The organism is Rubritalea tangerina (assembly GCF_042683245.1).
Taxonomy (GTDB): Bacteria; Verrucomicrobiota; Verrucomicrobiia; order Verrucomicrobiales; family Akkermansiaceae; genus Rubritalea; species Rubritalea tangerina.
Genome location: NZ_JBHUJB010000028.1, coordinates 20811 through 47480, shown reverse-complemented (window position 1 = coordinate 47480; position 26670 = coordinate 20811). Strand labels below are relative to the sequence as shown.

22 protein-coding genes are annotated in these 26670 nt (G+C 50.9%); 9 read left to right on the top strand and 13 right to left on the bottom strand.

Annotated elements, in window-relative coordinates:
• Positions 1 to 24: 24 nt before the first annotated feature.
• The 4 genes from ACFSW8_RS06440 (at position 25) to ACFSW8_RS06425 (ending at position 5472) form a co-directional block, all read left to right on the top strand.
• Positions 25 to 3030 carry an SNF2-related protein gene (locus tag ACFSW8_RS06440; RefSeq protein WP_377086628.1) on the top strand — a complete coding sequence of 1002 codons (3006 nt, stop codon included), beginning with the start codon at positions 25 to 27 and terminating at the stop codon, positions 3028 to 3030.
• Between the two features lie 60 nt (positions 3031 to 3090).
• Complete coding sequence (locus tag ACFSW8_RS06435; protein WP_377086626.1) at positions 3091 to 3519, top strand: hypothetical protein; 429 nt, start codon at positions 3091 to 3093, stop codon at positions 3517 to 3519.
• A gap of 6 nt (positions 3520 to 3525) precedes the next feature.
• A complete protein-coding gene (locus tag ACFSW8_RS06430; protein WP_377086625.1) occupies positions 3526 to 3939 on the top strand; it encodes a hypothetical protein in 414 nt (137 codons plus the stop codon).
• A gap of 147 nt (positions 3940 to 4086) precedes the next feature.
• Positions 4087 to 5472: a lipase family alpha/beta hydrolase gene (locus ACFSW8_RS06425; protein ID WP_377177760.1), complete on the top strand. Its 1386-nt coding sequence runs from the start codon at positions 4087 to 4089 to the stop codon at positions 5470 to 5472.
• Positions 5473 to 5528: 56 nt separating this feature from the next.
• On the opposite strand, the gene ACFSW8_RS06420 is transcribed toward ACFSW8_RS06425, so the two are convergent.
• The 11 genes from ACFSW8_RS06420 to ACFSW8_RS06370 all read right to left on the bottom strand — a co-directional run bounded on the left by ACFSW8_RS06420 (position 5529) and on the right by ACFSW8_RS06370 (position 20452).
• Positions 5529 to 6602: a baeRF10 domain-containing protein gene (locus ACFSW8_RS06420; RefSeq protein ID WP_377177758.1), complete on the bottom strand. Its 1074-nt coding sequence runs from the start codon at positions 6600 to 6602 to the stop codon at positions 5529 to 5531.
• A 202-nt stretch (positions 6603 to 6804) separates the two neighbouring features.
• Positions 6805 to 10014 (bottom strand): PVC-type heme-binding CxxCH protein, encoded by a 3210-nt coding sequence (locus ACFSW8_RS06415; protein WP_377086620.1) that lies wholly within the window; start codon positions 10012 to 10014, stop codon positions 6805 to 6807.
• A 51-nt stretch (positions 10015 to 10065) separates the two neighbouring features.
• On the bottom strand, positions 10066 to 11058 hold the full coding sequence (locus ACFSW8_RS06410) for a ThuA domain-containing protein (RefSeq protein WP_377086618.1): 993 nt from the start codon (positions 11056 to 11058) through the stop codon (positions 10066 to 10068).
• A gap of 185 nt (positions 11059 to 11243) precedes the next feature.
• Positions 11244 to 12122 (bottom strand): 3-hydroxy-5-phosphonooxypentane-2,4-dione thiolase, encoded by an 879-nt coding sequence (gene lsrF, locus ACFSW8_RS06405; protein WP_377086615.1) that lies wholly within the window; start codon positions 12120 to 12122, stop codon positions 11244 to 11246.
• A 79-nt stretch (positions 12123 to 12201) separates the two neighbouring features.
• On the bottom strand, positions 12202 to 13968 hold the full coding sequence (gene dhaL / locus ACFSW8_RS06400) for a dihydroxyacetone kinase subunit DhaL (RefSeq protein WP_377086613.1): 1767 nt from the start codon (positions 13966 to 13968) through the stop codon (positions 12202 to 12204).
• 80 nt (positions 13969 to 14048) lie between these two features.
• Positions 14049 to 16022: a bifunctional aldolase/short-chain dehydrogenase gene (locus ACFSW8_RS06395; RefSeq protein WP_377086612.1), complete on the bottom strand. Its 1974-nt coding sequence runs from the start codon at positions 16020 to 16022 to the stop codon at positions 14049 to 14051.
• Positions 16023 to 16175: 153 nt separating this feature from the next.
• Complete coding sequence (locus ACFSW8_RS06390; protein ID WP_377086610.1) at positions 16176 to 17018, bottom strand: sugar phosphate isomerase/epimerase family protein; 843 nt, start codon at positions 17016 to 17018, stop codon at positions 16176 to 16178.
• A 36-nt stretch (positions 17019 to 17054) separates the two neighbouring features.
• Positions 17055 to 17858 (bottom strand): alpha/beta fold hydrolase, encoded by an 804-nt coding sequence (locus ACFSW8_RS06385; RefSeq protein WP_377086609.1) that lies wholly within the window; start codon positions 17856 to 17858, stop codon positions 17055 to 17057.
• Positions 17859 to 17902: 44 nt separating this feature from the next.
• Positions 17903 to 18913: a sugar phosphate isomerase/epimerase family protein gene (locus tag ACFSW8_RS06380; RefSeq protein ID WP_377177756.1), complete on the bottom strand. Its 1011-nt coding sequence runs from the start codon at positions 18911 to 18913 to the stop codon at positions 17903 to 17905.
• Positions 18914 to 19055: 142 nt separating this feature from the next.
• Positions 19056 to 19799 (bottom strand): AraC family transcriptional regulator, encoded by a 744-nt coding sequence (locus ACFSW8_RS06375; protein WP_377086607.1) that lies wholly within the window; start codon positions 19797 to 19799, stop codon positions 19056 to 19058.
• A 149-nt stretch (positions 19800 to 19948) separates the two neighbouring features.
• Positions 19949 to 20452 carry a Fur family transcriptional regulator gene (locus tag ACFSW8_RS06370; protein ID WP_377177754.1) on the bottom strand — a complete coding sequence of 168 codons (504 nt, stop codon included), beginning with the start codon at positions 20450 to 20452 and terminating at the stop codon, positions 19949 to 19951.
• 88 nt (positions 20453 to 20540) lie between these two features.
• On the opposite strand from ACFSW8_RS06370, the gene ACFSW8_RS06365 reads away from it, so the two are divergent.
• The 4 genes from ACFSW8_RS06365 (at position 20541) to ACFSW8_RS06350 (ending at position 24448) form a co-directional block, all read left to right on the top strand.
• The gene (locus ACFSW8_RS06365) at positions 20541 to 21008 is read left to right on the top strand and encodes a hypothetical protein (protein ID WP_377086602.1); all 468 of its coding nucleotides are present in this window, start codon (positions 20541 to 20543) and stop codon (positions 21006 to 21008) included.
• A gap of 127 nt (positions 21009 to 21135) precedes the next feature.
• On the top strand, positions 21136 to 21663 hold the full coding sequence (locus tag ACFSW8_RS06360) for an STAS domain-containing protein (protein WP_377086601.1): 528 nt from the start codon (positions 21136 to 21138) through the stop codon (positions 21661 to 21663).
• A gap of 14 nt (positions 21664 to 21677) precedes the next feature.
• Positions 21678 to 23165, top strand: coding sequence for a PP2C family protein-serine/threonine phosphatase (locus tag ACFSW8_RS06355; RefSeq protein WP_377086600.1), 1488 nt, complete (start codon positions 21678 to 21680; stop codon positions 23163 to 23165).
• 47 nt (positions 23166 to 23212) lie between these two features.
• Entirely contained in the window at positions 23213 to 24448 is a 1236-nt protein-coding gene (locus ACFSW8_RS06350) for a competence/damage-inducible protein A (protein ID WP_377177752.1), read from the top strand.
• On the opposite strand, the gene ACFSW8_RS06345 is transcribed toward ACFSW8_RS06350, so the two are convergent.
• The gene (locus ACFSW8_RS06345) at positions 24445 to 24882 is read right to left on the bottom strand and encodes a 23S rRNA (pseudouridine(1915)-N(3))-methyltransferase RlmH (RefSeq protein WP_377086597.1); all 438 of its coding nucleotides are present in this window, start codon (positions 24880 to 24882) and stop codon (positions 24445 to 24447) included. The two genes, ACFSW8_RS06350 and ACFSW8_RS06345, sit on opposite strands and share 4 nt — an antisense overlap.
• 27 nt (positions 24883 to 24909) lie before the next feature.
• A complete protein-coding gene (gene arsS, locus ACFSW8_RS06340) occupies positions 24910 to 25869 on the bottom strand; it encodes an arsenosugar biosynthesis radical SAM (seleno)protein ArsS (RefSeq protein ID WP_377086596.1) in 960 nt (319 codons plus the stop codon).
• A gap of 166 nt (positions 25870 to 26035) precedes the next feature.
• On the opposite strand from arsS, the gene ACFSW8_RS06335 reads away from it, so the two are divergent.
• A complete protein-coding gene (locus tag ACFSW8_RS06335) occupies positions 26036 to 26668 on the top strand; it encodes a LemA family protein (protein WP_377086594.1) in 633 nt (210 codons plus the stop codon).
• Positions 26669 to 26670 lie beyond the last annotated feature (2 nt).

The window sequence follows — 26670 nt, the reverse complement described above, 5'->3', positions numbered from 1 at the left end:
CACGGAAGAGAAAAGCGCAGGCGAATGAAGATTGACGAGCAATGGATACGAAAAGCCGCCGGATGGAAGGCGATGAAGGAAGGGAAAGAAATTTTTTCCAGAGGGGTGGTGGCAAAGGCTAAGCGCAATGAAGGAGTCGTGTCGGGAGAGATTCATGGGGGCGGGAAGCCATTGAGGGTCACGGTGCGGATTCACTCAGATACGGATATTGATACGGTTTGTCCGAGGATGGCGTGCCGCAGGACTGGGGCGGTGTGTGCACATGCTGTGGCAGTGATGTTGGCCACACTTCAGGAAGCGAAGCCCACTTTACAGAGGGGGGAAGCGAGTAAGACGATGGAGGCGGTGCGTATCGAAAGCCCTAGGCTACGTGTGCTATTGGCTCCTCAATTTCCAGGGAGTTTACCAGAGGGGGGGCTTTCGCTGCGTTTGCAAGAACGTGAGGGGGGAGGGGAAAAGAGTGGGGATCAGAGTTTAGGCCGGTGGTTGCTAGAGCATGCTGGCGGGCAAATACCTCCCATGATGGGGCTCAAGGGGAAGCAGGCATTGAGCTTTCTGAAATCTCTTGATGGGCATTCCGCGGTATTGGCAGGTGAGCAGCAAGTCCGGGTTTCTACTACTGGGGTGCGTGTGCCCATGCACTTGGAGGTCGATGAGGATCGGGTGGCTGTGGGTTTATGTCCGAGTGTTTTGAGACAGGGGGTGGCGTGGTATGCGGATGGAGATTTATGGTTATGGGATCGGGGGCAGCATGTCTTAGTCGTTCTGGATGTTGGAAGTGTTCTCGATGAAAGGCAGTGGTTGAGAATTGTGTCTGGCGCTGCAGTGTATTTGCCGATGAAGCAATTTCTGCGAGAGCAGAGTGCTTGGCAAAGCTTTGCTTTATGGGATGATGACTCGGTGCTTGATGCAATCCCGCTGACTGAAGGGAAGGCTGATTTTATACTCAAATTGCAGGGTAGCACCGAGAAGTTGAAAGCTCAGCTGATGGCGAAGTATGCAGATGGTGCTGTATTAACTTTGGGCCTCTTTGGTGCTGATGAGATCAGTTTCCCTCTGGAGCAGCCTGAGGGATCTGGTCAGTGGATTGAGCGCAATCGGGATGCTGAAGATGAAGCGGCAGGTGTGCTGATGCGGTACGGTTTTCAACTCACTGGCAATGGTGGCAGTTGGGAGTTAGTTGGTGACGATGCAGTGTTAGACTTTCTGACTGATGCATTGCCTGGGCTTGAAGCTGAGTGGAGGGTTGAGGTGCAGGGGGGGCTGAAGGCTGCAAAGGGGAACTTGGTGCGAGTGCGCCCGAAGTTAGATATTCAGGGGAGTGGCGAAGATTGGCTCGCCTTTGATTATGGGTTTGAGACTGATGCCGGAAAAGGGGTTCCTAAAGAGGTTATCCAAAAGATGCTGGCTTCAGGGAAACGTTCTGGGACGACGAAGAATGGGAAGCATGTCGTGATCTCGCAGTTTGATGCGGAGATGATGGAGTCGGTTTTAAGAGATACGGACCCGAGGCAAGAAGGAGGTCAGTATTATGTGGCTGCAAACCAGGGTGCTTATTTAAAGCACCTGCGCTCATACTACTCAGGTCAGGCGCAAGTGGGTGATGGTGAGGCTGAGATTGGAGAGCTACCTGACAGGATACGTTCTGTGTTGAGAGATTATCAATTGCAGGGGATTGCTTGGATCTATCAGCGGCTCAAATCTGAGCGAGCGGCTTTATTAGCTGACGATATGGGATTAGGGAAGACACTACAGACCTTGGCGGCTATCCAACTATTTCAGGCGAGTGGCAAGCCCAGCTTGGTCGTTTGCCCAACATCCTTGTTAGGCAACTGGGCGGATGAAGCGCAGAAGTGGACGCCGGAGCTGAAGGTGATGGTGTTACATGGGGCTGATCGTCACAAGAATTTTGATCAAGCTGAGGGTTATGATTTGTTGATTACGAGTTATGCTCTCGTGGCGCGAGATTTAAAATTGTACCAAGATATTGATCTAGAAATGCTAGTGATTGATGAAGCGAGTGTGATTCGCAATCCTGACACGCAGGCCGCGAAAGCGTTACGTAAATTGGGGGCGGAATCGAGGTTGGCATTGACGGGGACTCCTGTAGAGAATGCTGTGCGAGATCTATGGTCATTGTATGCATTCTTGTTGCCTGGGTATTTAGGGAGTCGGGAGGATTTCAAGCAACGTTATGAATTGGCTTTGAGTGGTGCTCAGCCGGATGAGAACACTCTGAGACGTCTCAGGTTGCGCGTGGAACCTTTCATGAAACGCAGAACGAAGTCAGAAGTTGCTAAAGATCTTCCGAAGAAGTTGGAGCAGGTATTGTACTGCGATCCTAGTGCACTTCAAAAGAACAGCTACGAAGAGATTTTGAGGCGAGGAGTGAGTAAGGTGGAGTCGCTTGAAGGTGGGCAGGCGCGTATGCAGATGTTGACTGTATTGTTGAGGTTACGTCAGGCGAGTTGCGATTTAAGGTTGTTAGGAGGTGAAGTTGAAGCGAGCGAAGCTGAGGTGTCGAGTAAGTTGACTTTATTGGTTGAATTGATGGAAGAGGCAAAGCGCGGTGGGCATAGGGTGTTGGTATTTAGTCAATTCACTCAAATGCTAGGGCTGATAAAGGAAGCCTTTGAGGCGAATGGCATTAGCTATGCGTATCTTGATGGAAGCACGCGTGATCGAGCGGGTGAGGTGAGGAAGTTTCAAGAGGCTCATGGGCCTGACAGCTTCTTAATTAGTTTGAAGGCTGGAGGCTACGGTCTCAATCTAACAGCAGCAGATACAGTGGTGCATTTTGACCCATGGTGGAACCCAGCAGTGGAAGCGCAGGCAACAGACCGAGCGTATCGGATTGGACAGACAAAGCCAGTGACGGTCTATAAGTTGATCAGTAAGGGGACAGTGGAAGAGAAGATTCTGAGGCTTCAGGAGAAGAAGCGAGGTTTGATAGGTGCTGCAATAGGAGATGAGAGTCAGCCAATGATGAGTGGTTTGAGCAGCGAGGAAATGCGTGAATTGCTAGAATAGGGGAAATGGTACTTTTCTCCTAATGGATTTGAACATAGAAGTGGGTAAGGAACTGTAACAATGTTTAGCGTATCTCAATTATCCGACGATCAGAAGGCGCAGATTGCGTCTTGGGCAGCAGAGGGAGCCCAACTACCTGATATTCAGAAGAAGCTTCAAGAGGAGTTTTCTATTCAGATTACCTATATGGACACACGTTTTCTCGTGTTAGATCTAGGTATTGAGTTGCATCAGGAAGAGGTGAAGCAAGAAGAGGCACAGGCGGAGGAAATAAAAGTTCCGACGGGAGTTGTGGAGGCGACGGTGGATGAGATTGTACGACCGGGGGCATTGAAATCGGGTTCCGTTTGCTTTAGCGATGGTGAGAAGGCACTTTGGGCGATTGACCAAATGGGGCGTCTTTCATTGGATGCTGACACGCCTGGTTACCAGCCGGATGAAGAGGACTTGATCAAGTTTCAGGAGAAGCTTCGAGATCTTTTAACCTAGGGAAGCATGGGGGGCATTGGCAAGTTATTGGCTGGGTTGATCGTGGTCGCATTGAGTCAATGTGAGACGACACATTCCGTTGGTGAGTCTAAGCCAGCTAGCCCTGAGCGAGCTGACATCAAGGGCTTGTTCATAGTGAACCAGACTACGACGGATATCACCGAGGTTCAGCTGCTGATTGAGGGGGCTACTCAGCAGGTCAACATCAACCGCGTGCTAGCAGGTAGTCAGTTTGAGACAGCTTTTCAAGCTGAGGAATATCAGGGGCGTCCGGCGCGTTTGGTTTGGAGGCAGAATGGGAGCATGCATCAGAGTCAGCCCATTATATTTGATTTGCCGAGAGAGCTCTATCAGGACAGGGCTGTCACAGCATACTTAGTGGTTGAGCCTGATTTCAAGGTGCGTGCACTTACGCGTTGATAGCAATAGTTAGTAGTGGGGGGAGGAACTCAGCATAATCTGAGTTTGTCTGGCAATGGGTGATTTGTTAGCGTCCAGTCTATGCTGGGTAGAATTGGTCAGACATTGTTTCTCGTGCTTGGGGCAGGGTGCTTGCTGAGCTCCTGTGTGACTCAGGAGATAAAGCCGCCGGATTTGAATGCCCTGTATGATGAGGCTGCGGCGAAGCACCATGAGTCTCGCAACCCGGTGATTGTCATACCTGGCATTCTCGGATCTCGTCTTGTTGATCGTCAGACAGGGTTGCCTGTATGGGGGATGTTTGATGGGGCGTATTTAGATCCCTCAAAGCATGGGAATGCGGCGATGGTGGCCTTACCAATGCAGAGGGGGAAAGCACTACGAGCGTTGAAGGACTCGGTTGAAGCTGATGTTGCTTTGGACCGATTGAAGATACGCGTTTTTGGGGTTCCTGTGGAAGCCAAAGCTTATGCTGGAATTTTGGAGACTCTGGGAGCAGCCGGGTATCAGGATCAACAGCTGGCGGAGGCGGGAGCTATTGACTACGGCAATGATCATTTTACTTGTTTCCAGTTTGCCTATGATTGGCGTCGATCTAACGTTGAGAATGCTGGGCGGTTAGCTGAGTTCATTCGGGAGAAAGAGGCCTATGTTAGGAAGAAGCATAGAGAGGTATATGGTAAGGATAGGGGGGAGATAAAGTTTGATATAGTGGCGCACTCGATGGGTGGTTTGATAGCGCGGTATTACTTACGTTATGGAGGCCAGAGTCTACCTAGCGATGGGAGTTTGCCTCAGTTAAATTGGGCGGGGGCGCGGCATGTGAATCAATTGATTATGGTGGGGACTCCGAACTCGGGGTCTGTATTAGCATTTGAAGATTTGGCTAAGGGAAAGAAATTTGCACCTGGGTGGGCCCAGAAGTTGGGTGTGGTGAGTATTCCTAACTACAGTACTGGAGTGTTAGGGACTTACCCATCGCTCTATGAGCTGATGCCCAGGACGCGGCACAGGGCCTATGTGGATGATCAGACTGATGACATTGTCAATGTTTACGATGTTGGCAATTGGGAGAGATATGGGTGGGGCTTGATGCAGGCTAAGGAAAGTTCTCAGTTAGATGCTATTTTATCGAAGGTATCGGACCGAGTTGAGAGGCGGGAGATTGCGCGTGATCATTTAAGGAAGTGTTTGAAGAATGCTGAGCAATTTCAACGATCTCTTGATAAGAAGGTTGTGCCACCGGTTGAGGTGAAGTTGCGGTTGGTTGCTGGGGATGCTGTCGCTACGAAAGAACGTGTGCAGATCCAATTAGATTCGGGTGTATTTGAGGCGACGAAGTATGGGCCCGGTGACGGGATCGTATTGCGGAGCAGTGCTCTGGGCGATGAACGAGTGGGAAAGGGCTATGCTCCAAAAGTTCAGAGCAGCATGGTATTAGATGACGTGCTCTTTTTGTTTAGAGACCATCTTACGATGACACAGGATCCTATTTTTTCAGACAATGTGCTTTACCGCCTACTCGAGGAGTAGAGAAAGTGAGGGAGAGCTCCACTGAGTAAGAACTCAGTGAAGCTTGTGTGTGGGGGCTATGCTGGGCGTTTTTTATTTTGTGCCGTTTGCTTCAGGGGCAGTTTTGGGGGGAGGTACCTCAGAAGGCAGCCGACGCCTCCATAGCGCTCTAAGGTGTTGTTGTGTTGCACTGTTTCAATGCTCAGGTCTTGGTTGGCGGCAGCTCTAACAACCATTTCACGTTCATTGTCTGGAAGGGTGGTTGAGAGGATAATGAGGTCAGCTCGATAGCTCCTGATGGCGTCGAGAGTTGCTTGGGTTCCCATGGCTGCGAGTCCATTTGAGCGGAGTGCACGCTCAAGTTTTTGTACAGCATTGAAGCTTTCACGGTGTTCCTGTTCTAGGAAGAGTTGGATAGATTGCTGGACGATAAATTCCGTGGTTTCTTCCCTAGCTCCAGTTTTCAGTTCACCAGAAAGTTTAGCAGTTAGGTGCTTAGGTAAGTATTTCTTGAGGCGACTAACATACTTTGATTCACCGGCAATGATTAGAGCGTTGTGTCCACGTTTGCTCATTAGTCTGTCGATGACGGCGATTTTTTCGCGGATGAAGCGGGTGTCGCGATGGCTACGGTGGTTTTGATAATGTTCACGGGTCCATTCTTTACCTATTCGCGACCTGAGTTCTGGGTGGTGTTTGAGGAGGTCTTGTGAGACGTCTCCTAGGTTGATTTCAAAAATTCGTGCTGAACTTGAGTTTACTGAGACGAGGATGAAGCGGTCAAAGCGGTCTTTGATCTCTACGAGTGGGTAGATAATGGGGAGAGTGCCCGCGTGGCATTGGGTTTCGACGGGTACTTTGAGGTGCATAGGCAATACGAGGGGGTGTTCACCCCAACGGCTGAATATGGCCAGGCTGTGACCAAGTTTAGCTGCGTCGATTGCGATGTGGATTTCTTCGAGTGCGTCGTCAAAATCAAACTGAGCTTGGCCGCGGAAAGCGTGGCGCGCTAGGGCTGCCCATTGTTTGAGGTGTTTGTGACGTTCCTGCCGCGTGTAGCTGGCATCAAAATACACACTGAGGATGGGGGCGTTCGTTTCTGGTAAGCTGGCCAGGGCTATGAGGTGTTTTTTGAGGGTCAACTTTTTCATATTTTCTATGTCGCTGAGGAATGGTTCAGGGGTTCCTCTTCTGGACATGAAAAGATTCCATCAAAAACAAAACGCGCAAATTAAAACGTGAATTATTTTTCATGTTTTTTGTGGTAGTGGTTTAGGTATTGTAAGAAAAAAGCTCAGAGTAGGGAACTCTGAGCTTTTGAGATGGGAAGGATTGATGGGGGGGGAGTTGGTATTATTTATGTGGGTGCTCTTTGAGGAGGGCGTCGGCTTGGTAGAGTCCGACTTGTCCTTTCGTAGCGGCCCTCACCTTTTTCACTTGGTCGGCCTTGATCGCAGAAGCTTTATTTCCGAAGCTCTTGCGGACGTATGTGAGGACGGCTGCGAGTTCTTCATCATTGAGGAGGCCTTCGAATGGAGTCATGGCGCCATTGTACTTCTTACCTTTGACTTCGATTGGACCCATGAGGCCTTTGAGCGACAGTTTAATTAGGCGATCAGGGTCACCAGTGGCCCATTTGGTGCCAGCGAGTGGTGGGAAGCCTCCGTCTGGAAGACCATTGCCGTTGTCTTGGTGACAGGTGCCGCAATGTGCTTCACGGTGGTAGATTTCACGACCTTTCTTAAGGTAGGCAATTTGTTTTTTATTCATGCCTGCTTTTTTCCAGCCCTCGACTTCTTTATCTTTTTCTTTTGCTACTTTTGAGCCAGTGAGGTCGTTGTTAGCATGGTCGAAAGATTGCTTCATCCAGTTATCGACTGGCTTGGATTTAGCGATATCGAGGATGGATTGGCCGCTATCTGTATCTAACCAGTTAGCTGTGTTGATGGCTTCGAGGCGTACGCGGCCGTGATCGTCGGCGGCTGCGAGCTCTAGCAATTGTTGGGCGTTACTGAGTTTATCTAGGTTGTAACGCACGACGCGTGCAGCGGCAGCGCGGACTCTATGGTCTTTAGCCTTGAGTAGGTTAGAAACGAGTGCTTCGTCGACCTGGTTGACACCCCAGAGAACCCAGAGGGATTCTAAGAGAAGTCGTTCATAGTTCTCGTCACTCTTGTTGAGTTTACGCGCCCAGGCTTTTGTCGCTGTGGCAACTTCTTCGGCATTGCGGCCGCGGAGTTCGCGACGGGTACGGTAGCGCGTACGGTATTCTGGGAGTTTCAAGTTTTCGAGCAATTGATCGATACTGGCACCGTCAATTTGAGCTGGTTTTACGAGTGGTCTCGACGGGTAGGTGATACGATAGACTCGGCCGTGCACGTGATCGCGATGTGGGTCACGAGCGTTGTGTTGCATGTGGCCGATGAGGACATTAGACCAATCGACGAAGTAGAGGGAGCCGTCTGGTGCGAACTCGAGGTCGACCGGGCGGAAGTTTTTGTCATTTGATTTGAGAAGATCTTGGCGATAGGCGGTTGTGTAGCCGGTGCCGTCTTCTTTGACAGCGTGTTGTTTGATGCCGAGGTAGCCGATGTTATTGTTGATGAGGATGTCGCCTTGGACTTCATCAGGGAAATGACGGCTCGACACGAACTCAAGTCCTGAAGTCGGGCGGACTTGGTTGCTCTTGAGTAAGTTTGGAGCGCGCAGGTTACGACCATATTTCGGCTTGATAGAGGATTGGCCCATCCAGCTGAATGAGGTGCCGGAAGTGTGGAGGAAGAAGTTTTGACCATAGTCGTCGAAGGCAATTCCCCAAGGGTTCGGGATACCGAGCTGAGTGGTACGTTCGAGTTTCTTTTTGACTGGGTCGAAGCGCATGAAGCCGCCATTGGTTCCTCGGACCGGGCCGTAGGCAGTGTCGACGTTGGAATGAAGGAAGACGCCTTCACCCATGTAGATTGCACCAGACGGATCGGCACAGAAGGCTGAAATTGCGTGGTGGGTGTCGTGATCGTCGAAGCCTGAGAGGACGTATTCTTTGACATCATATTTGTCATCACCATTGGTGTCCTTGAGGAGGACAAGGGAATCGGACTGTGAGACGTAGACTCCTTCTGGAGCGAATTCGAAGCCGATAGGGATGTGGAGGTCGTCAGCAAAGACAGTTTCTTTATCCGCTTTACCGTCGCCGTTAGTATCCTCGAGGATGATGAGGGTATCGGTAGGTTTCGGATCACCCACGCGCCAGTGTGGGTAGGATGGCATACAGGCCACCCAGAGACGGCCTTTATTATCGAAAGCCATCTGTACTGGGTTAGCGAGGTTTTTGAAGTCAGTTTCTGAGGCAAAGAGTTCGACTTTGTATCCATCAGGAACGTTGAATTCTTTTACAGCTTCTTGACCGCTCTTGTAGTCGGGATTGCCATTTTTATTACTTGGCTTGTAGTTCGTTTTTACCTCTGGGAGAGGATGCGTTTTCGCATCGGCCGCAGCGAGGTCGAATGTTTTGCCGTTAGCAGCAGCCCAAATTGCCTGATCTCGAACCTGGGTCATCTCTGCAGCTTTTTTCAATTCATCGGGGTAGTTTTGGGGGCCGTATGGTTTGAAGCGTCGGCCATAGACGTGGACTCCGTTAGGGATTTTGTAGTAATTGTGCCAAAGCCAATTCTTTTCGTTCACGGCCTTGTGGATTCTTTCCCGTTTGTCAGCTGCTTTGGCAGGAGCCTTCCCGAAGACGGCATCTGCTAGGAATGGTGCGAAAAGGGAATAGCCTTTGGCATTGAGCAAGGCACCGTCACGAGTGATGGGCTTTTTTTCTGCTGTGATCCAAGCTTTAGATGCATTGAAGGCGTCGACGAAGAGAACATTGTTAGACGCCGCAACCTCTTGCATAGCTTTGGTATAGAGGGCGAGGTTTTGGTTTTCGACGATTCCATCTGGGGTGTCTTGAGTGGCAGAGAGATTTTCGAAAGCAGTGGGGGAGACCAGCGCTATTTGAGGCGCACTCTTGCCGTTGTATTTTTGTCCTTTGGTGTGTTTGAGGAATGCATCGAGTTCCTTTTTAAAGCGTTCGACTTGGTCGGGGCCATCGAATGATGAGGTGAAGCCGAAGCAGGCGATGACGGTATCTGTCTTGAGTTTAGTGAGCCATTGATCTGGAGTTTCAAAATGGCCGGTGGCGCCGGTTTTTGCTTTGAGGTCATCTCTGACGAGGTCCTTAGCGCCGGGGAATGCGTATTGGCCATCATAGCCACGTCCAGGTTGGGGACGGAATCCGGGGGTGTTTGCCTCATCGCCCATGTTGCGGATGGTGAGCTTAGCATCTGGGTAGCGCATTTGGAGTTCGGTTTCGAAGTCGCCGAATTTGGGCATTCTAGATGCAAGGCCGTTACCGATAATGGTGATATGGGCGTTAGGGGTAATGGTGAGGGCTGAGGAGCTGCTGGTTGCCGACTGGCTCCACTGGCTTGTGTGGATGTGTTCCACAGGGGTGGCGTAGGCAGTGGCGAGAGCTAGACTCGCTACTGAGCTCGTGAGGGTAAAATGGATTCTATCTATCATGATCGTGGTGAATGGTTGGTATTGGAATGTTGGGGGGAGGAGGTAGGGGGCTTACTTCACGATGAAGTCAGCAGGCTTGAGGCCTTTTTTGTATGTTTTGAAGGAATACTTGGTTGGGTTCCAAGAGCCGGGTAGTGTGACATCGGCTTTTGTTGGAACGTCCATTTCGAGTCCCCAGTAGACGCCATTGATGACGAGGCGACGGAGATTTTCGTCACTGAGGTCCGTGGCTGCACCCATAGTAGTTGTGAGGATACGGTTAGGTTTAGAGCCCGTATTTTTAAATTCACGGAGCCAAGCGATTGGCATCATGGGGCTATTTTTTTTGCCTTCAACAGCTGGGGATTTTGGATCCAATGTTTGGGTCACTTCTCCGCGCAAGAGGATGGTTGAGGGAGCGAGCGGGTTGGCTCCGTAGACATCGGTGGTTCCAAAGATGGTGCCCACAGCATTGAGGACTGGGTGTTTGGCATTCGCTTGTTCTACAACGGAGCGTGTGCCTTCTTTTTTATGTTTTCCGTGGTGGTTGACCCAGGTTTCACCGAGCACTTGGCGGCCGAAGCCTTTTTCCCAGCCACTGTCTTTTTTCGCATTGAAGCTGTATTTGGCCCACTTGCTGTCCTTAGGAAATTTGAAGGCGTGGGTGGAGGTACGGAGGGCGACGATAGGAACGCCACGGTTGAGGGCATTGTCGAAACGCTCCATGGAGGTATCATCCCAGTGGCGAAAGCGCAGGCTCATGACGATGGCGTCTGCATTTTCGAGTGACTCTGAGTGGGAGAGGTTGGCACCAGCTTCTGGGTTGACGGTGCCATCGGCATTGAGGGAGAAGAGGACTGAGCACTTGAAGCCTTGTTTGGCAAGAATTTGGCCGAGCATCGGCATGGCTTCTTCGGAACGGTATTCTTCGTCACCTGCGAGGAGGACGACATGCTTGCCGTTGGCAGTCCCAGTCGGTTCAAAAACGAGGTGGTCAGTGTCTGCAGCCATCAAAGTAGATGCTGTTAGGGTGAGTGTGAGGGCTGAGGTGAGTGTAGCTTTCATCTTGTTGTGTGTGTTGAAGGTAGAGGATATATAAGGATGTATGGGGGAAATCTGTCAAAATGTTACGCTGAGAGAGTATTCTGACGGAAGGATGCCATACGTTGCTGATTTTATTCAAAAAAATAGCCCCGGTGGAGAGTGTGCACTCCACCGGGGCCAGAGTGCCAGTTGCATGGCAGTTCCTACTAACTCTCGGCAGAGAGTGTGTTGAAGAGATCGAGTGCCTCTTGTGGTTTGAGTCCGTCGTGGACGACACCTGCGACAGCGGCCATCATGGCGGCAGGGGCTTCAGATTGGAAGACGTTGCGACCCATGTCTACGCCTGCGGCACCGCATTGGATGGCGTTGTAGCAGAGTTCGAGGGCTTCGAGTTCAGGAAGCTTTTTACCGCCTGCGATAACGACAGGAACGGGTGTGCAAGCAACGACTTTTTCAAACCCTTCGGTGTAGTATGTTTTGACGATGGAGGCGCCGTTTTCAGCGCAGACGCGGGAGGCCATAGCGAAGTAGCGGGCGTCACGTGCCATTTTTTTTCCGACTGCGGTGACACCCATGACTGGGATGCCGTACTTGCTGCCGATGTCTACGAGTTTACTGAAGTTGGCGATGGTTTTGTGCTCAGTTTCTTCTTCACCGACTGAGATCATAGCAGCCATAGCTGAGGCGTTCATGCGGATAGCGTCTTCTTCTGCGATGAGCACATTGTGGTTCATCTCGGTGAGGATAGTGGTGCCGGTATCGGTACGAAGACAGACAGGCTTTGAGCAGCCAGCTGGAATAGAGGAGCGGATCATACCGCGTGTCCCCATGATACAGTCTGCGTGTTCTACGAGCGGGGCGATGTTGAGGTCAACACGCTCTAGGCCGGAGGTAGGTCCCATGAGGAAGCCGTGATCGAATGCGAGCATGACTGTGTTACCGGACTTCTGGTTAAAGATGCGAGCCATGCGGTTTTTCAAGCCCCAGTCGGAGTTGTTAATACCTTTGAGGTAGAAGCCGCTGGTGTCTGCTGGAGTATCAAGGCCGAAGCTCTTGCCTTCTCTGATGTCGTCTGTATCTGCCATATTGGAGTTAGTGTGTTAGAGTTTAGTCTTTTATGTTTAAGGTCGCTAGATGCGACACTGAGATTTTTAGGAAGTAGTTTTAGCCGTTGATATAGGCATCCATGGTTTCGAGAATGAAGGTGACTGAGATGGCTCCGGCGTCAGGAAGGCCGAGAGTTTTTTCACCGAGTGTTTTGGCACGCCCCATGGTGGCGATCATATCTTTGGAGTCTTCTTTACCGGCTTCAGCAGCAGCGGCTACGGCCTTGATAGAGACAGCGAGAGGCTGATCGATATTCGCTTTAGCAGCCTCAGCAGCAGGGGCGAGGGCGTCGATCATGGTTTTGTCACCGGGCTTTGCCCCGCCTCTGCCCATTACATCTTTAAGTGATTGGTTGAGGAGGTGCGATAATTCGTGTGAGCCAAAGCAGTCTGCGCCATGCATGGTTTTACCTCCGGCTAGGAAGAGTGAGCCAAAGACGACACCGGAGGCGCCACCCATCGTCGTGAGCAGGGCGTTACCGGCGGTCTGATAGAGGTCGCGCAGGTTATCGAAGGATGTGCCAGTAAGTTCTTTTTTGAGGGCTGTGAAGCCGCGAGCCATGCCGAGTCCATGGTCTCCGTCACCAAGGTCGCGGTCGGCTTGTGAGAGAATTGGCTCTGAGTCGATGATTTTGTCTGCGACGGCGAGGGCCATTTCCTGAGCTTGGGCGATTGTGAGGCCTTCGTTAGATTTTGAGAGGTCAAGGAGCTTTTGTTTGTTAGCTTTGGCCTTCACAGTGTTTTTAGCCGCTTCGCTAGAGTTGTTAGAGCGGGTGTATGAAGTCCCTTTGAGAGGACCTTCCATTTTTGAGTAACAGAAGGACTCGCAAGGCATGGACCAGAGTTGTTTAAGCTCTTCATCGACGCGAGTGACGGAGAATGAGAGGCCGGCCATTTCTTGGCAGGTAACGTATGGGCCCATGACGACGTCGAAGATTTCGATTCCTTTGTTTTCGAAATATTCGGCAGCTTTACGCATACAGACGAGGCACTCCATCATAGTGGTTGCGCCGAGTGAGTTGATAAAGAGGATGATTTCGTCACCGGACTTAAGAGGGGCGACATCGGCATCGTCTGCATAGTCTTTGACGATGAGATCGAGCATTCGGACAGTGAGGTCGTCAGCGGTGGTCATGGGGATTTCACCGACACCCGCTTCACCGTGAATACCCATTCCGAGGCCCACCATGCCTTCTTCGAGTTCGAAGGTGGGTTTTCCTGTTGCGGGGATGGAGCCGGGAGCCATAGCTGCACCAACAGAGCGGGTTTGTAGGCAGGCTTTCTCGGCCACGGCTGCAAGCTCGTCGAGTGATTCAGCGGATTGAGATGCGGCACCAGCGAGTTTCACGATGGGGACGAGGCCTGCGATGCCGCGACGGTCGTGTTTGCGTTCTGGTGGAGCGGAGGCTACATCGTCGGCAATGAGAACGGTTCTAACGTCGGCCCCCTCAGCTTCTGCCATTTCGGCGCCGACATTAAAGTTCATGACATCTCCAGCGTAATTGCCGTAGAGGTAGAGGACTCCATTTCCTCGGTCGATTGCAGAGGTTGCTTCTTGGACAATATTAGGTGCTGGGGCGGCGAAGATGTCACCACAGGCAGCGCCGTCGGCCATATTTTTACCCACCATAGCGTGGTAGATGGGTTCGTGGCCAGCACCACCGCCAACGAGGAGGGCGACTTTTCCGTCGGGGATATCATTTTTAACGATAGAGCGAGTGCCTACTTTGTAGCATTGGCCGTTGTAGGCTTCGACGAGTCCTTCGAGCAGCTCATCTGCTGCTTTGAGAGGGTCGTTGAGGAGTTTGGGTGCAAAATTAGCCATAATATTGTGATTTTTAGGATGGCAGGGCAAAGTATTGTGCCCTGTTGCTGTGGTAGTATTTTTTCTCTGAAGGTATGGTGTTAGATGATGCGGTCATTCCCGCCATCGACAGGGATCTGAGCACCGGTGGTTTTACCGAAGAGTGGAGAGGCCATAGCTGCGACCATCTGTCCGACATTAGCGGACTTAATTTCGGTTTTGAGGAGGTTGCGGGTCTTGTACTCCTCGACTGTTAGTCCGTAGCGTTCAGCGGAGCGTTGGAGGTTTTCTGGGGTCCAGAGTTTGGTGTCGAAGACGGCATCTGGGTGGATAATATTGCAGCGCACGCCTGCTGGGGCGAGCTCGAGAGCTGCGACACGGCAGAGTTGGTTCAGGCCGGCTTTTGCGCAGGAATATGAAGCTGCACCGGCACCGGGGGCGTTGACGTTACGAGAACCAACGAGAACGATAGCGCCACCTATGCCCAGTTTGATGAAGGGGATGGTCTCACGGAGGAGTTTCTGGTGAGAAGTGAGGTTGACTGCAAAGGATTTGTCCCAGTTTTGTTGTTCGAGGTCCTCGAGGTAAGCGCCGGCTGTGAAGATGCCAGCATTAGACACGAGGATGTCTAGGCCACCGTAGTTAGAGATGATGGTTTCAACGACATTTTTGATCGCCTTATCGTCTGTTAGGTTGGCAACGATTCCTAAGCCACCAATTTTTTCCATGGCCTCGACGATTTCAGGGTTGAGGTCAGCACCGATGACAGTGGCACCTTGGAGGGCGAGTTGTTCTGCGCAGGCGAAACCGATACCGGCAGCGGCACCAGTGACGAGAGCAATCTTTCCTTGATGGGGTGGTTTGTTAGCAGCGCCTTTTTTAAGTTTTGCTTGTTCTAGCTCCCAGTATTCGATTTCAAAGAGGTCTTTGGCTGGGAGAGCTTTCCAAGCGCCGAATGCGTGTTCTGTTTTTAGGATAGTATCGACGGAATGTTCGGCGATATCGGCGATAATATTGGCTTCTTTGAGGGTGGCACCGAAGGAGACGACACCGTGGTTGGCCCAGGCGCCCCAGCGAGGCGCGGTATCGAGAATCGTTTCTGTCGTAGCATGTTTTTCAAAGTAGGCTGTGTAATCTTTGGCGTACTTGGAGACAGCTTTAGATGGGTCCGCGCCATCGCTAAGGTAGAGTGGGAGGCGTTTGGTGCGAATGGTGTGGTCTGGAGTGACAGGTCCTTTTTTACAGATCGCTGCGAGTTTGGAAGTAGCTGCGAAAGCGGTTGCGGCTTTTGAAGTAGAGAGGCGTGCGATGCAGGGGGTGGCGCGTTGTTTGGAAACGGCTTGTCGGAGAGCGGCTAGGCCGAGGAGGTCCTTTTTGGCTTTCGCTTTCTTAATGGGGTTTGGTTTGAGGTGGCTTGCGAGGTATTTTTCCGCCTGGGTGACCTTTTTGATCATGAGGTCATAGGATTTTTTCGCATCATCGTGGAAGGTAAAGATCCCGTGGTTCATGAGGATGAGGCCATCGACTTTTGATAGGTCTTTACCGGCCATGGCTTTTTGGACTGCTTTAGCGAGCACGAAGCCAGGCATGACGTAGGGGACAACGATCATCGAGTCGCCGAAGCACGCTTTGATGTGTTTTTTACCTTGTGGGTTATTGGTGAGAGCGAGGATGGCATCTGCGTGAGTGTGATCAACAAACTTAGCGGGGATGACTGCGTGGACGATAGCCTCGATAGATGGATTGGGAGCCGCTGGATCCAGAAGCCCGAGACGTTGTTGTTCAACCATATCGGCATCTGATAGAGTCTCGAGTTCTGCAAGTTTGAGGAGGGTGTCCATGCGCACCGCTGGGAAGCCAGGTTTCTCAATGGTTGCAAGATCCCAGCCAGATCCTTTGACGCAGAGCACTTCTACGAAATTTCCGAAGAAGTCTTTGACGGTCGTTTTGACGGAGGTGTTGCCCCCACCGTGGAGGACGAGGTCAGCTTCTTGGCCAAGGAGGCGAGATGTATAGACGCGGAGTGCGAGGTCATCCTTTTTGGGTGCGTCTTTCGTGTTGTAGAGATTCTTCATTGGAAACGGTTCAAGTGTGCGCGGCTTGGGAGGTCGGTACGCTGCGAGCTAGAGGTGTGGGCTGTGTATGCGCCCTTGAGGGAGGGGGGAGGGGGGAGTGTGAGTGATCTACCCCAGATTAGGGTAGATCATGTGTGATTCCGGATGATGGAATTATCCGAGGAGTGGAACGAGTTGTTCGTTGCACCACTCACCATTTTGGATAGTGACTTCGTCTGGGTGCTTAATGGCGTATTCACATTCATCTTCGCAGATGATCCAGCCTTTGTAGTTACGTTGGACGAGGAACTCGGTGATTTTATGGAAATCGACCTTACCTGAGCCCATCTGTGACCAAGGCTCTGGGCCATTGCCAGAGAAGTCCTTGTAATGGACGTGATTAATCAGGTGTTGCCACTTGGTCATGGTGTCGATGATATCCATACCGCCGCGCACGATGTGTCCGACGTCTGGGGTCCAGCCTGTGACTGATGGATCGAGTGAGTTAAGAACAACATCGTAATCTTCTTGGGTGCGCACGAGTGATCCCGGAGGTGAATTCGGGTGGAAGGAGCAGTTGAGGCCAGCTTCAGCGGCGCGGCGAGAAACATGGTTTACGTTGTTCACCAAATTGAGGCGGCGTTGTTGTAGGTTGTGGCGGCCACCAGGGAGGGGGACCGTGCCGAGGGCCGCGCCCGGGAAGAGTTTGAGAGTCTCGATTGTCCAATCGGCGCAGGCGCGCTCGGACTCAGTTTCTTCTTCTTGGTCCCAGGCACAGATAAGTGCGAGAGCTGCGAGCTCGACACCCGCTTCATCGAGAGCATCTTTGAGTTTTGCAGGATCTTTAAAATCGCCGAGCCAGTATGTATCGTATGGTTCTAACACCATTGGTTCGATACCTTTGAAACCACCTTTTTTGACTACCTTAGCCATGTGGTCGAGTTTGTTAGCATTGCCGTCACCGTAGCCGTCCATGAACCAGGTGTAGACTTCTGCGCCAAATTTAATGTCGCTCATAATAAGTGTGTTTGTGTTTAGATTTTTAGTTAGGGATTAGTTTGCGAGAAGCCACTCAGTTGTTTTTGAGTTGAATGCTTCGAGGTTTTCGAAGTGGAAGCCATGGCCAGCGTTATCGTAGAAGTAGGTATCACAATTTGGTATAGCGTTTGCGACTTCGTTAGACATCCAGAGTGGGGTGAAGATGTCATCGATTCCCCCAGTGACGTAACAAGGAGTTTGAATGTTAGGCAATTGTTCCAAGGTGTCATGGCTGGTGCAGGCAGCAGCTTGAGCTTGGAGTCCGTGGAGGGGTTGTGGGGTTGGGTCGAGGTCAGCGGCTTGTTGGCCTTCGGCTAGTGATGCGTAGCAATCGGCATTATCCCAGAATGGTTTGGCGAAAATCAATGTCTGGATGTAGTGCATGAATTCACCGGGTGTGAAGCGAGCTTTACAGTTTGCCATGTGTTGGAAGATGCCTTTTGCGTAGTTGTCACAGCGTGCCCAAGTGCACATGAGAATAGCGCTTTTGACTTTCTCTGGGTGGCGAAGCATGAGTTGTTGGGCAATAATGGAGCCCATGGAGCAGCCGACGATGCGAGCAGATTCGATCCCAAGAGTATCCATGAGAGCTGCATAGTCGTCAGCCATCATGGCAGAGGAATAAGGGCCTTCAGGTTTATCGGATAGGCCAACTCCACGGTTGTCTGGCATGATGCAACGGAAGTGTTTAGACCATTCTTCGGCATGTGCTTCCCAGACAGCACCAGGGGCAGTGATGCCCATGATGCAGATGAGAGGTTCGCCGGAGCCAGACTCTTGGTAATGCATTTGGATTCCGTTAGCGGATACGGTAGGCATGATAAGACTGTGTTTTGTTAGTAATGCGGGGGGCATGGAGGAGGCTAGCCGACAGCGTTACGGACTTTGATCATTGCGTCCAAGATGGCATCCCACGTTTTTGGAGCCTCGAGGACAGCATTGTCGAACATGCAGCCGTCCCAGCAGATATGTTCGATACCGCGTTGGTCATAATCTTTAAGCCACATTTCTGCACAGCGCGTGATGTCGAGTTTTCCGTTCGGGTCATCAGCCTGGCAGTGGCGGCCTGTTTTATCGTGGTCACCCGTACCGTGCACTGATCCGTCGTTTTGAGCGACGTGGAAATCGATTGTCCATGGGCGAAGTGCGTCGGTCATGGTCTTATAAGCAGCCCAGAATTCTTCTTCACTGTATCCTTCCTTGAGTAGTGCTGCTTCTGGGGCATTGTAACCTAGTAGATAAAGGTAAGTGTGTGCGAGATCTGCCTGGAACCCAACAGTGGAGGGCATGCCAGTTTCTTCGAGAGTGTTGAGCATGTGTTTCCACGAGTGCATGCCGCCCCAACAGATTTCACCTTCAGCAGCGAGGCGTTCGCCGTGTTCAGCAGCGACGGCACCAGCGCGCTGGAAGGTTTCTGCGAGCAATTTAGTATTGGCTACTTCGTCTTTTGCAAAATCTTCTGGGCCGCCTGCGGAGTCGATACGGATAATGCCGTAATCTCTGGCGCCATGTTCTTTGAGTACTTGACCAATTTTAGCGGAGAGGGCGACGGCGTGTACAAAGTTATCTCTGTCGTCTTGGGAGCCAAATGCGCAGCCTCCGACGGTGCCAGGCCAGACTGGTGCTACCAGTGAGCCAATTTTAAAACCGTTCTCAGCAATTTTATCAGCCATGCGACGGATATCATCAATGGAAGCTTCTGGGTCGGTGTGTGGGTGGAAAAGGAAGAGGTCAATGCCGTCATATTTTTGGCCGTCGACTTCCGCATTCTTGGTGAGTTCGATCATGCGATCGAGTGAGATGGGTGGGTGGTCGGTGCCTTCTTCTTTGCCGACGAGGCCGGGCCACATTGCATTGTGTAGTTTGAGTGCCATAATGAGTTGGTTTTGTTATTGGGTTCGAAGCGCTCAGTGCTGAGCACCAAAAATTTCTACACCCAGCATATACGTGAAATGCTGGGTGTATTGTATGGCTACGTGAATTTTTTGTATGAAATCGGCAATGTGTGGAGTGGGTCTAGCGACCGACTCTTGCACGGTGTCGTTTTCTATAGTGAAGAGGAGTCTCGTTTGTGATGCGCGAGAATTCACGGCTGAAGTGACTTTGGTCGACGTAGCCACAAGAGGCGGAGATGCCGGCCAGAGGTTCGTCAGTGTGGCTTAATTTATAGCAGGCATCGTGGACGCGGAGGTGTCGGATGTACTGACGCGGGGTCATGTGGAGTTGTTTTTTGAACTTTCTCTCAAAGGCGCTCACGGAGAGGTGAGCGAGTTTTGCGAGTTCGGTGACACGGATATTTTCAGCAAAGCGGTCGTGCATGACCTTGAGTGGGGTGCCGAGTTCTGAGTGGATGTCGATGGCGGAGGTGCCGGTGGAGAATGGGCGGGTCGTGCCTGCGATGGCGACTACTTTCCCTGAGGGGGCGAAGAGGGGGATTTTTGTGGTGGTAGACCAGTCGACGAAGCCTTTACCACGGGGGACGAGTTCTACTTTATTATAAAGGGGTTTGCCTGAAGTGATGACTTGGATATCATCTTTTGCGTAAGCGCTTGCTTGGCTGGGGGGGAAGAAGTCTCGGTCGGTTTTGCCGAGTAGTTCATGAGGGACTTCTACTCCGAGTTTTTTTGCGAGTCGTTCGTTAGCGGATACGAAGCGAAGTTCGGTGTCTTTGACAAAATAGAGGAAGCCGGGAAGGTGGTCAAAGAGGCCTTCGCCGTGGTCTGGTAGTTGGTGTTCTTGAAAAAATGTTAGATTTTTCATCTGTTAGGTTCGTAGGTGTGTTGGGGGGCATTGTGGTGTTAGGTGTGGGGGAGTGAGGGGGGAGATCGCGCAGGGGGGGGGGGTGGGGATCTGATAGATCCTTATACAAATCATTTATGATGAGGCAATCACGAAATGCGGATGGATGATTAGCGTTTTTTTGGGAGTCGCTTACCGCTGAGTCTAGCCTGGATGAGGTTAGAGCAGGAGCCTTTAGTTCGGAGTTCTTCGCAATTGGCTTCGATTCTAATTGATTGGCTTTTAGGGAGGAAGCCTAGGCGTTTAGTGAGGCAGTTATTGAGGAGTTCGAGGTGATTGTCTTCGAACTCGATCACTTTTCCGCAGTCGACACAGATGAGGTGGTTGTGAGCGGGTTTATCGTTAAAGTTGGGGTCGTAAGTTTTGATATCTTCTCCGAGGTCAATTTCGTGGAGGAGATTGGCTTCGACGAGGAGGCTCAGGGTGCGGTAGACAGTGGCTCGGGATGCTTTGGAGTTCGTTTTACGAATGCGGTCCCAGAGTTCATCGGCAGTGAAATGGTCATCGGATTCGAAGATGATATCGATGATAGCATTTCTTTGGGGGGTGCTGCGCAATCCTTTGGTTTTGAGGAAGAGGTTTAGTTTATCGTGGATTTCCGCTAGCATGCTCATAAGGGTCTTAGGAGTTTTTTGCAGATTGATAGCATCTTGGCAACAATTGAGAGTTGGATTTTTTGGATCATGGGCTAACACGATGTGTATGAAATTTTATCGCTGTGCCATTCTTCTGCCTATGTTTTTAGTGGTGTCGTGTTCGAATCAAGTGGAGGACGCAGTGGAGGTTAGTGAGTTTCATTTGAAGTCAATGAAGCGGGTTGAGCGCGAGAGTCGGGTAGTAAGGGCTGAGCAGATGAAGAGGTTGCGAGGGGCGGTGAGTGCGAAGGAGCAGAGAGAGCGCAAGGGGCATTATTACACTGTTTCTTGGAAGTTGGGGGAGTCGGGGGGAGTGGATCCAGTGCGCGTGGTCTTATTATATCAGCAGGCAGGAACTGGGGCGAAGGTGTTGAAGCGGGAGCAGGTTTTTGCAGCAAATCAGACAAAAGGGAAGTGTGAGTTCGCTATCATAGGTGAACCCTATCAGAAGAATGGGAGGGTACTAAGTTGGCGTACAGAGTTATATTCTGGGGCTAATTTGCGAGCTTCTGAGCAATCATATCTATGGGAATGAGGCTCAGATCAAGGCGCTGTGATGTGCGATGTGTTGAATGGTATTTTTCCTGCTCTATTGATTGACGGTTCGCCATAAGAAGCTATCATCAAAACTAAGGCTGGCAGGTAGATCAGCGATTCCAACAGTGAGCAATTCAAATATCATTCTTGCGGGTAATGTAAACGGACTCGGATGGGTCCGCTGTGAAGGCAAAGGTTCTTTCATGAATAGCCCCAAACTGAAGTCATGGGCAGACGACCAACTTCAGGCTGGTATCGTGCATATCGTTATTGATTTGGAGGAGTGTACAGGAATGGATTCGACCTTCATGGGTACGATGGCGGGATTAGCAATGCGTTTGGTGAAGACCACCGGAGGTTTGTTAGAGATAGCATCTGCAGATAAGAAGAATAGTCAGTCGTTGGATGATTTAGGCTTAAGTTCGTTAATGACGATTAACCCTGAGTCTCCGGAATGGGCTGGTCAGGAATTTAGCGTTCGGAAGTCGCTGACTGAGTATGGATTGGCGAATTCTACGGATCGGACCCAGCATGTATTTGATGCGCACAAGACCTTGGTCGAAGCGGATGAGAGTAACACGGATAAGTTTTCTACGGTTTTGGACTGTTTGGAAGCTGAGTTGCTTTCGCGTGATCCATCTAATGAGCAATAGCGAAACTTGGCTGAGTGAAGAGTTTGTTTGTTGAGTTAGATTCTGTATTTGGCGAGACGGACACGTTAGTTGGTCTGAGTTTGCTATTTTCAACAGTGTTGTTGTTTTCACTGTTGATTAGTTGGAGGAGGATGCGTGCAAAGTTGACGGTATCTGAGGAGCAGAAGCAGGTCATTGAGGGGGAGGAGCATCGGATGTTTGAGTTCTTGCACACCTTAGGGATTGCGTTGGAGCAGGACCATTCGGCGTCGAAGTTGCACAGGGAGATTGTTGATGGATTAGTGGATGTGGTGAGTGCGCGAGGTGGGGCTCTCTACTTATTGGAATCGACCCGGCGATTTTTGGTTCCGAAGGCGATTTCTGACCAATGTCCACTTTTGATAGGACTTCCAGTGGAAGTGTATAAGAAGGCTGGGGGAGATGTGCGGGCGTTGAAGAGTCATGTGCAGCTAAGTAAGGTGCCCTTTGATGAGGGGATGTTGGGGGCAGTTTTGTCCTCTGGGGTGACGCAGGTGGTGAGGGATGTGAAGAATCATGAAGCGTTTCGCGATGCCTTCGTGCATTATTTTGGGGATGTGTCGGCGATGGTTGCCCCCTTGAAGTATGGTGGGCGCGATTTGGGGGTGATCGCGGTGGCGCGAAAGCATGAGGATGGAAAGTTTACGGGGAACGAGTTTGAATTATTTAAGTCTGCTAGTGAGCAGGCAGCCTTTGCATTAGGGAATGCAATGATTCATCAAGAGGCTGGTGAGAAGCGAAAGATTGAGAGTGAGTTACGCACGGCTCAGGAGGTTCAGCAGGTTTTATTGCCGCGAGAATGTCCGAAGATTCATGGGTACAGTATTCAGGGGGTAAATCAGCCGGCTCGATTGATTAGTGGGGATTACTATGATTACATTGCTTTGGGAGATGGGCGTTGGGTAGTGGTGATAGCCGATGTTTCAGGCAAGGGGGTGGCGGCAGGATTGCTAATGGCGATGTGTCGTAGTGTGTTGCGATCTGAATTGATGCGTGAGAAGGATGCATTGAAAGCGGTCTCACAGTTAAATCGTCAGCTATTCCCGGATATCCGTGAGGATTCGTTTATTAGTCTAGCTGTTTATGTGATCAATGAGGGGGATGGTAAGGTTCAGCTGGTTCGGGCTGGGCATGATAAGGCCCCATTGTTAAGGATGGCGAGTGGAGAGGTGGAGTGGTTGAAGCCAGCGGGCTTGGCTATCGGTTTAGATGACGGAGATGTCTTTGAGCGCGTAACCAAGCTCTATGAGTTTGAGATAGAATCTGGGGATACCTTGCTAATGTATACGGACGGAGTGACTGAGGCTCGCAATGTTAGTGAGGATGAATTTGGGGAAGAGCGGATGGTGCGAGTGCTTAAGCAGTCGGCGTCAGAGGGGGTGGAGAAGGTGGTTTCTGAAATGGTGGTAGAACTGAAAAAGTTTGTGGATGGAGCGATGCAGTCGGATGATATCACGATGATAGCGTTGCAGAAGGTGGATTAGAAAGGAATTTGGGTAGCGGCTTGGGCACTCTGTGCTATGAAGTTGGTATGCAGGTTGAGATATTGAATACTGGCACTGAGTTGTTACTGGGCACGACTCAGAATACGCATGGTGGGTGGCTCGGAGCTGCGCTCAGGAATTTAGGGGTGCGTGTGGCTCGGCAGGTGACGGTAGCAGATGGTGAGCCGGTGATGGAGGCGATAAAGGAGGGTGTTGAGCGTGCAGATATACTGATTGTGACTGGAGGTTTAGGGCCTACGAGTGATGATTTGACCAGGGAGGCAGTCGCTGAGGCGATGGGGATCGAATTGATAGAGGATGAGCATGCGTTGAGGGTGATAGAGGCATTTTTTCAAAAGATTGGAAAAGAGATGGCGCCCTCGAACCGCAAGCAGGCTTTGATTCCTTGTGGGGCTGAGGTGTTGCCGAATCCGAATGGAACAGCACCGGGGGTGTATGTGCCTCCTCGATTGGGGAAGGGGGCTCCTTGTGCCGTTTTCTTGCTACCTGGGCCTCCGCGTGAATTGTATCCGATGTATCATGCAGAGGTGCCGCACCGTGTGAGGGCGTTGGCTGACATTGGCGAGAGTCATACGATGGTTGAGATGAAATTTACTGGGATTGGAGAAAGTGATTTTCATGAGTCCTTAGATTCGCGCTTACAGGCGATTCGAGGTTTAGAGGTGGGGTATTGTGCTCGGCCCTCTGAGGTTGACTTAAGATTGATTGGTGAGGCAGAGGTGGTGGAAGAGGCGAGACAGTTGGTGGCAGAGGTCTTCCCTGATGAAATGATCAGTGATGATGGTAGGAGTTTGGAGAAGGTAGTTGTGGACCTTCTAACCGAGAAAGGGCTGCTGATAGCGACTGCTGAGAGTTGTACGGGGGGGGCGATAGCGAGTCGCTTGACGGATGTAGCGGGTGCTTCAGAGGTATTTACACACGGGTTTGTAAGTTACTCGAATGCGGCGAAGAGCCAATTGTTAGGTGTGGATGAAGCTGCGTTAGAAGCGCATGGGGCGGTGAGTGAAGTGGTTGCCAAGGCGATGGCTGAGGGGGCGTTGCAGCAGAGCGGTGCGGATATTGCAGTGGCTGTGACGGGTATTGCAGGTCCTGGAGGTGGGAGTGAGGAGAAGCCCGTGGGTACAGTGTGGATTGGGCTGGCTGTAAGGGGGAGAGAAGTGGCTGCCGTGAGGGCGTTTTACCCAAAGGATCGCGCCACTTTCAAATTGATGGTTGAGCAGCGTGCACTAGATATGGTGCGTAAGGTGTTGGTGCGCTTTTAGCGGTGGTAGGGTTCGCCTCTTTGCATGGTGGCAATGCGGTAGAGTTGTTCGAGCAAGACTACGAGGGCGAGCTCGTGCTGGAGTGTGAGTGGACTGAGGGCCCAGACGAGGTCTGCTCGATCACGAAGGTCTTGGGTGTGTCCGTCTGAGGCGCCGATGAGGTAGGTGGCGCGTTTTTCGCCACGCATTTCCCATTGGTTAATTTTATTGAAGAGTTGTTGGGTAGTGAGTTGTTCCCCTCTTTCATCCATGACGACACGAATAGCATTTTGGCTTCCATCCAGGAGACGTTTTGAGACATCAATGCTGGAGCCATCTTTAACGTGTTTGAGGTCGTAGGAGCCGTAGCGGGTGAGGCGTTTTTTGTACTCGGCGACCCCGTCTTTTGCGTATTTGAGAGAGGGTTTTCCAGCAACGATGATTTGATGTTTCATGGTGTTGAGTATGTCTTAGGACGGCGCTTAGGTGAGGGATCCACCGCAGGATGATCCTGACCCAGCGGTGCAGCCAAAGCAATGGCTTGCAGTTTGGATCGGGATTTCACTGAAGGTGTTGGGGTTGATATCCCAGACAAAGAGTGGGTCGTCACCATTTTTTAGACCGAGCTTAAGCATTTGGTTAAAATCGCAATCAAATACTTCACCAAGCCAGGAGGTGTTGATGGTGTTGCGACACATTAGGCCTTCAATAGTGTTAGGGTTGAAGGCTTCGCGCAGAAGTTGGTGGTAGGCGTTGAGTTGGTTGTTGCGTTTGAGGTATGAGGCAAACCGTGCGATAGGCATGTTTGCGATACAGAAGAGGGAATGAAAATCGATATCGAAGTGTTTTTTCATTTCTACTTTATAATCATTTTCGAGCTCGTGTTGGTCTGGTGGGAGGAATGCGCCATTTGGGTTATAAACGAAATTGAGCTCGAGTTCGGGGGTGCGACCATAACCGAGAGCGTTCAACTTTTGGAAGGCGGAGATGGAGGCATCGAATACTCCTTCGCCTCGTTGGGCGTTGACATTGTCTGGAGCGTAGCAAGGCATGGATGCGATAATGCTGATTTGGTGTTGCGCGTGGAATTCTGGGATCCACTCGTATCCGGGCTCTTCAATGATTGTGGCATTGAGGCGCGTCATTACCTTTCTTGGGGTAGAGAAGTTACGCACTGACTCAACGAGGTAGCGAAAATCGGGGATCATTTCTGGGGTGCCGCCAGTGAGATCGAGGGTATGGATATCGGTTTGTTCGAACCAGGTAAGGATTTTGTCGATGGTGTCACGGCTCATGATTTCCTTACGCTTAGGGCCTGCATTCACATGGCAGTGTACACAGGTGAGGTTGCAGAGTTTTCCAATGTTTAGTTGGAGTATCTCTGGGGTGGTTCTTGTGAGTGGGTGGTGGGCGTTAGAGAGTGCTAGGTCAAAGGGGTTCATTTAGCTGTGCGTATGAGAATAGTTATCTTGTTGTGGAGAGGTTAGGTCGAGTGGATGCGATGTGATTATAGATAGAGGTGGGGATTGTAATAGAATTATTGTGAGTTTCGGATGAAATTGTGAGCATCTCGCTTGAGAAATATTCCAGACTAACTATTTTAAGTTCATGCAGACAATCTCACCTCTCATAATGAATGTGCTAGCCCTTGGTGGCGTGGCGATCACCTTGATCATTTTAGCGGCGCTCGTTGCGCTGGTTATTTTTTGGGTGATGGCTGCATACAACGGGTTAGTGAAATTGAGGAATCGCTATAAGAACGCATTTGCACAGATTGATGTGCAGTTAAAGAGGCGTCATGATTTGATTCCGAATTTGGTTGAGACTGCGAAGAAGTTTATGGCGCACGAGCGGGAAACTTTAGAGGCTGTAATAGCAGCGCGTAATGCGGCAGCATCTGCCCGCAAGGGAGTGAGCCCGGATGATGCGGGTGACATGAAGAATTTAATGGCGTCCGAGGGGGCGTTGGGGGCATCCTTGGGGAATTTGTTTGCTCTGTCTGAGTCTTATCCGGATTTGAAGTCGAACCAGAATATGATGCAGCTCAGCGAGGAGCTAACCTCGACCGAGAATAAGGTCAGCTTTTCACGACAGGCTTATAATGATGCGGTGACAACGTATAATACGAAGCGCGAGACATTTCCCACAAACATCATAGCTGGAGTCTTTAACTTTGGGGAAGCGATTCTCTTTGAGGTGTCTGATGCAGCTGAGCGCGAGGCTGTGAAGGTTGACTTTTAGGA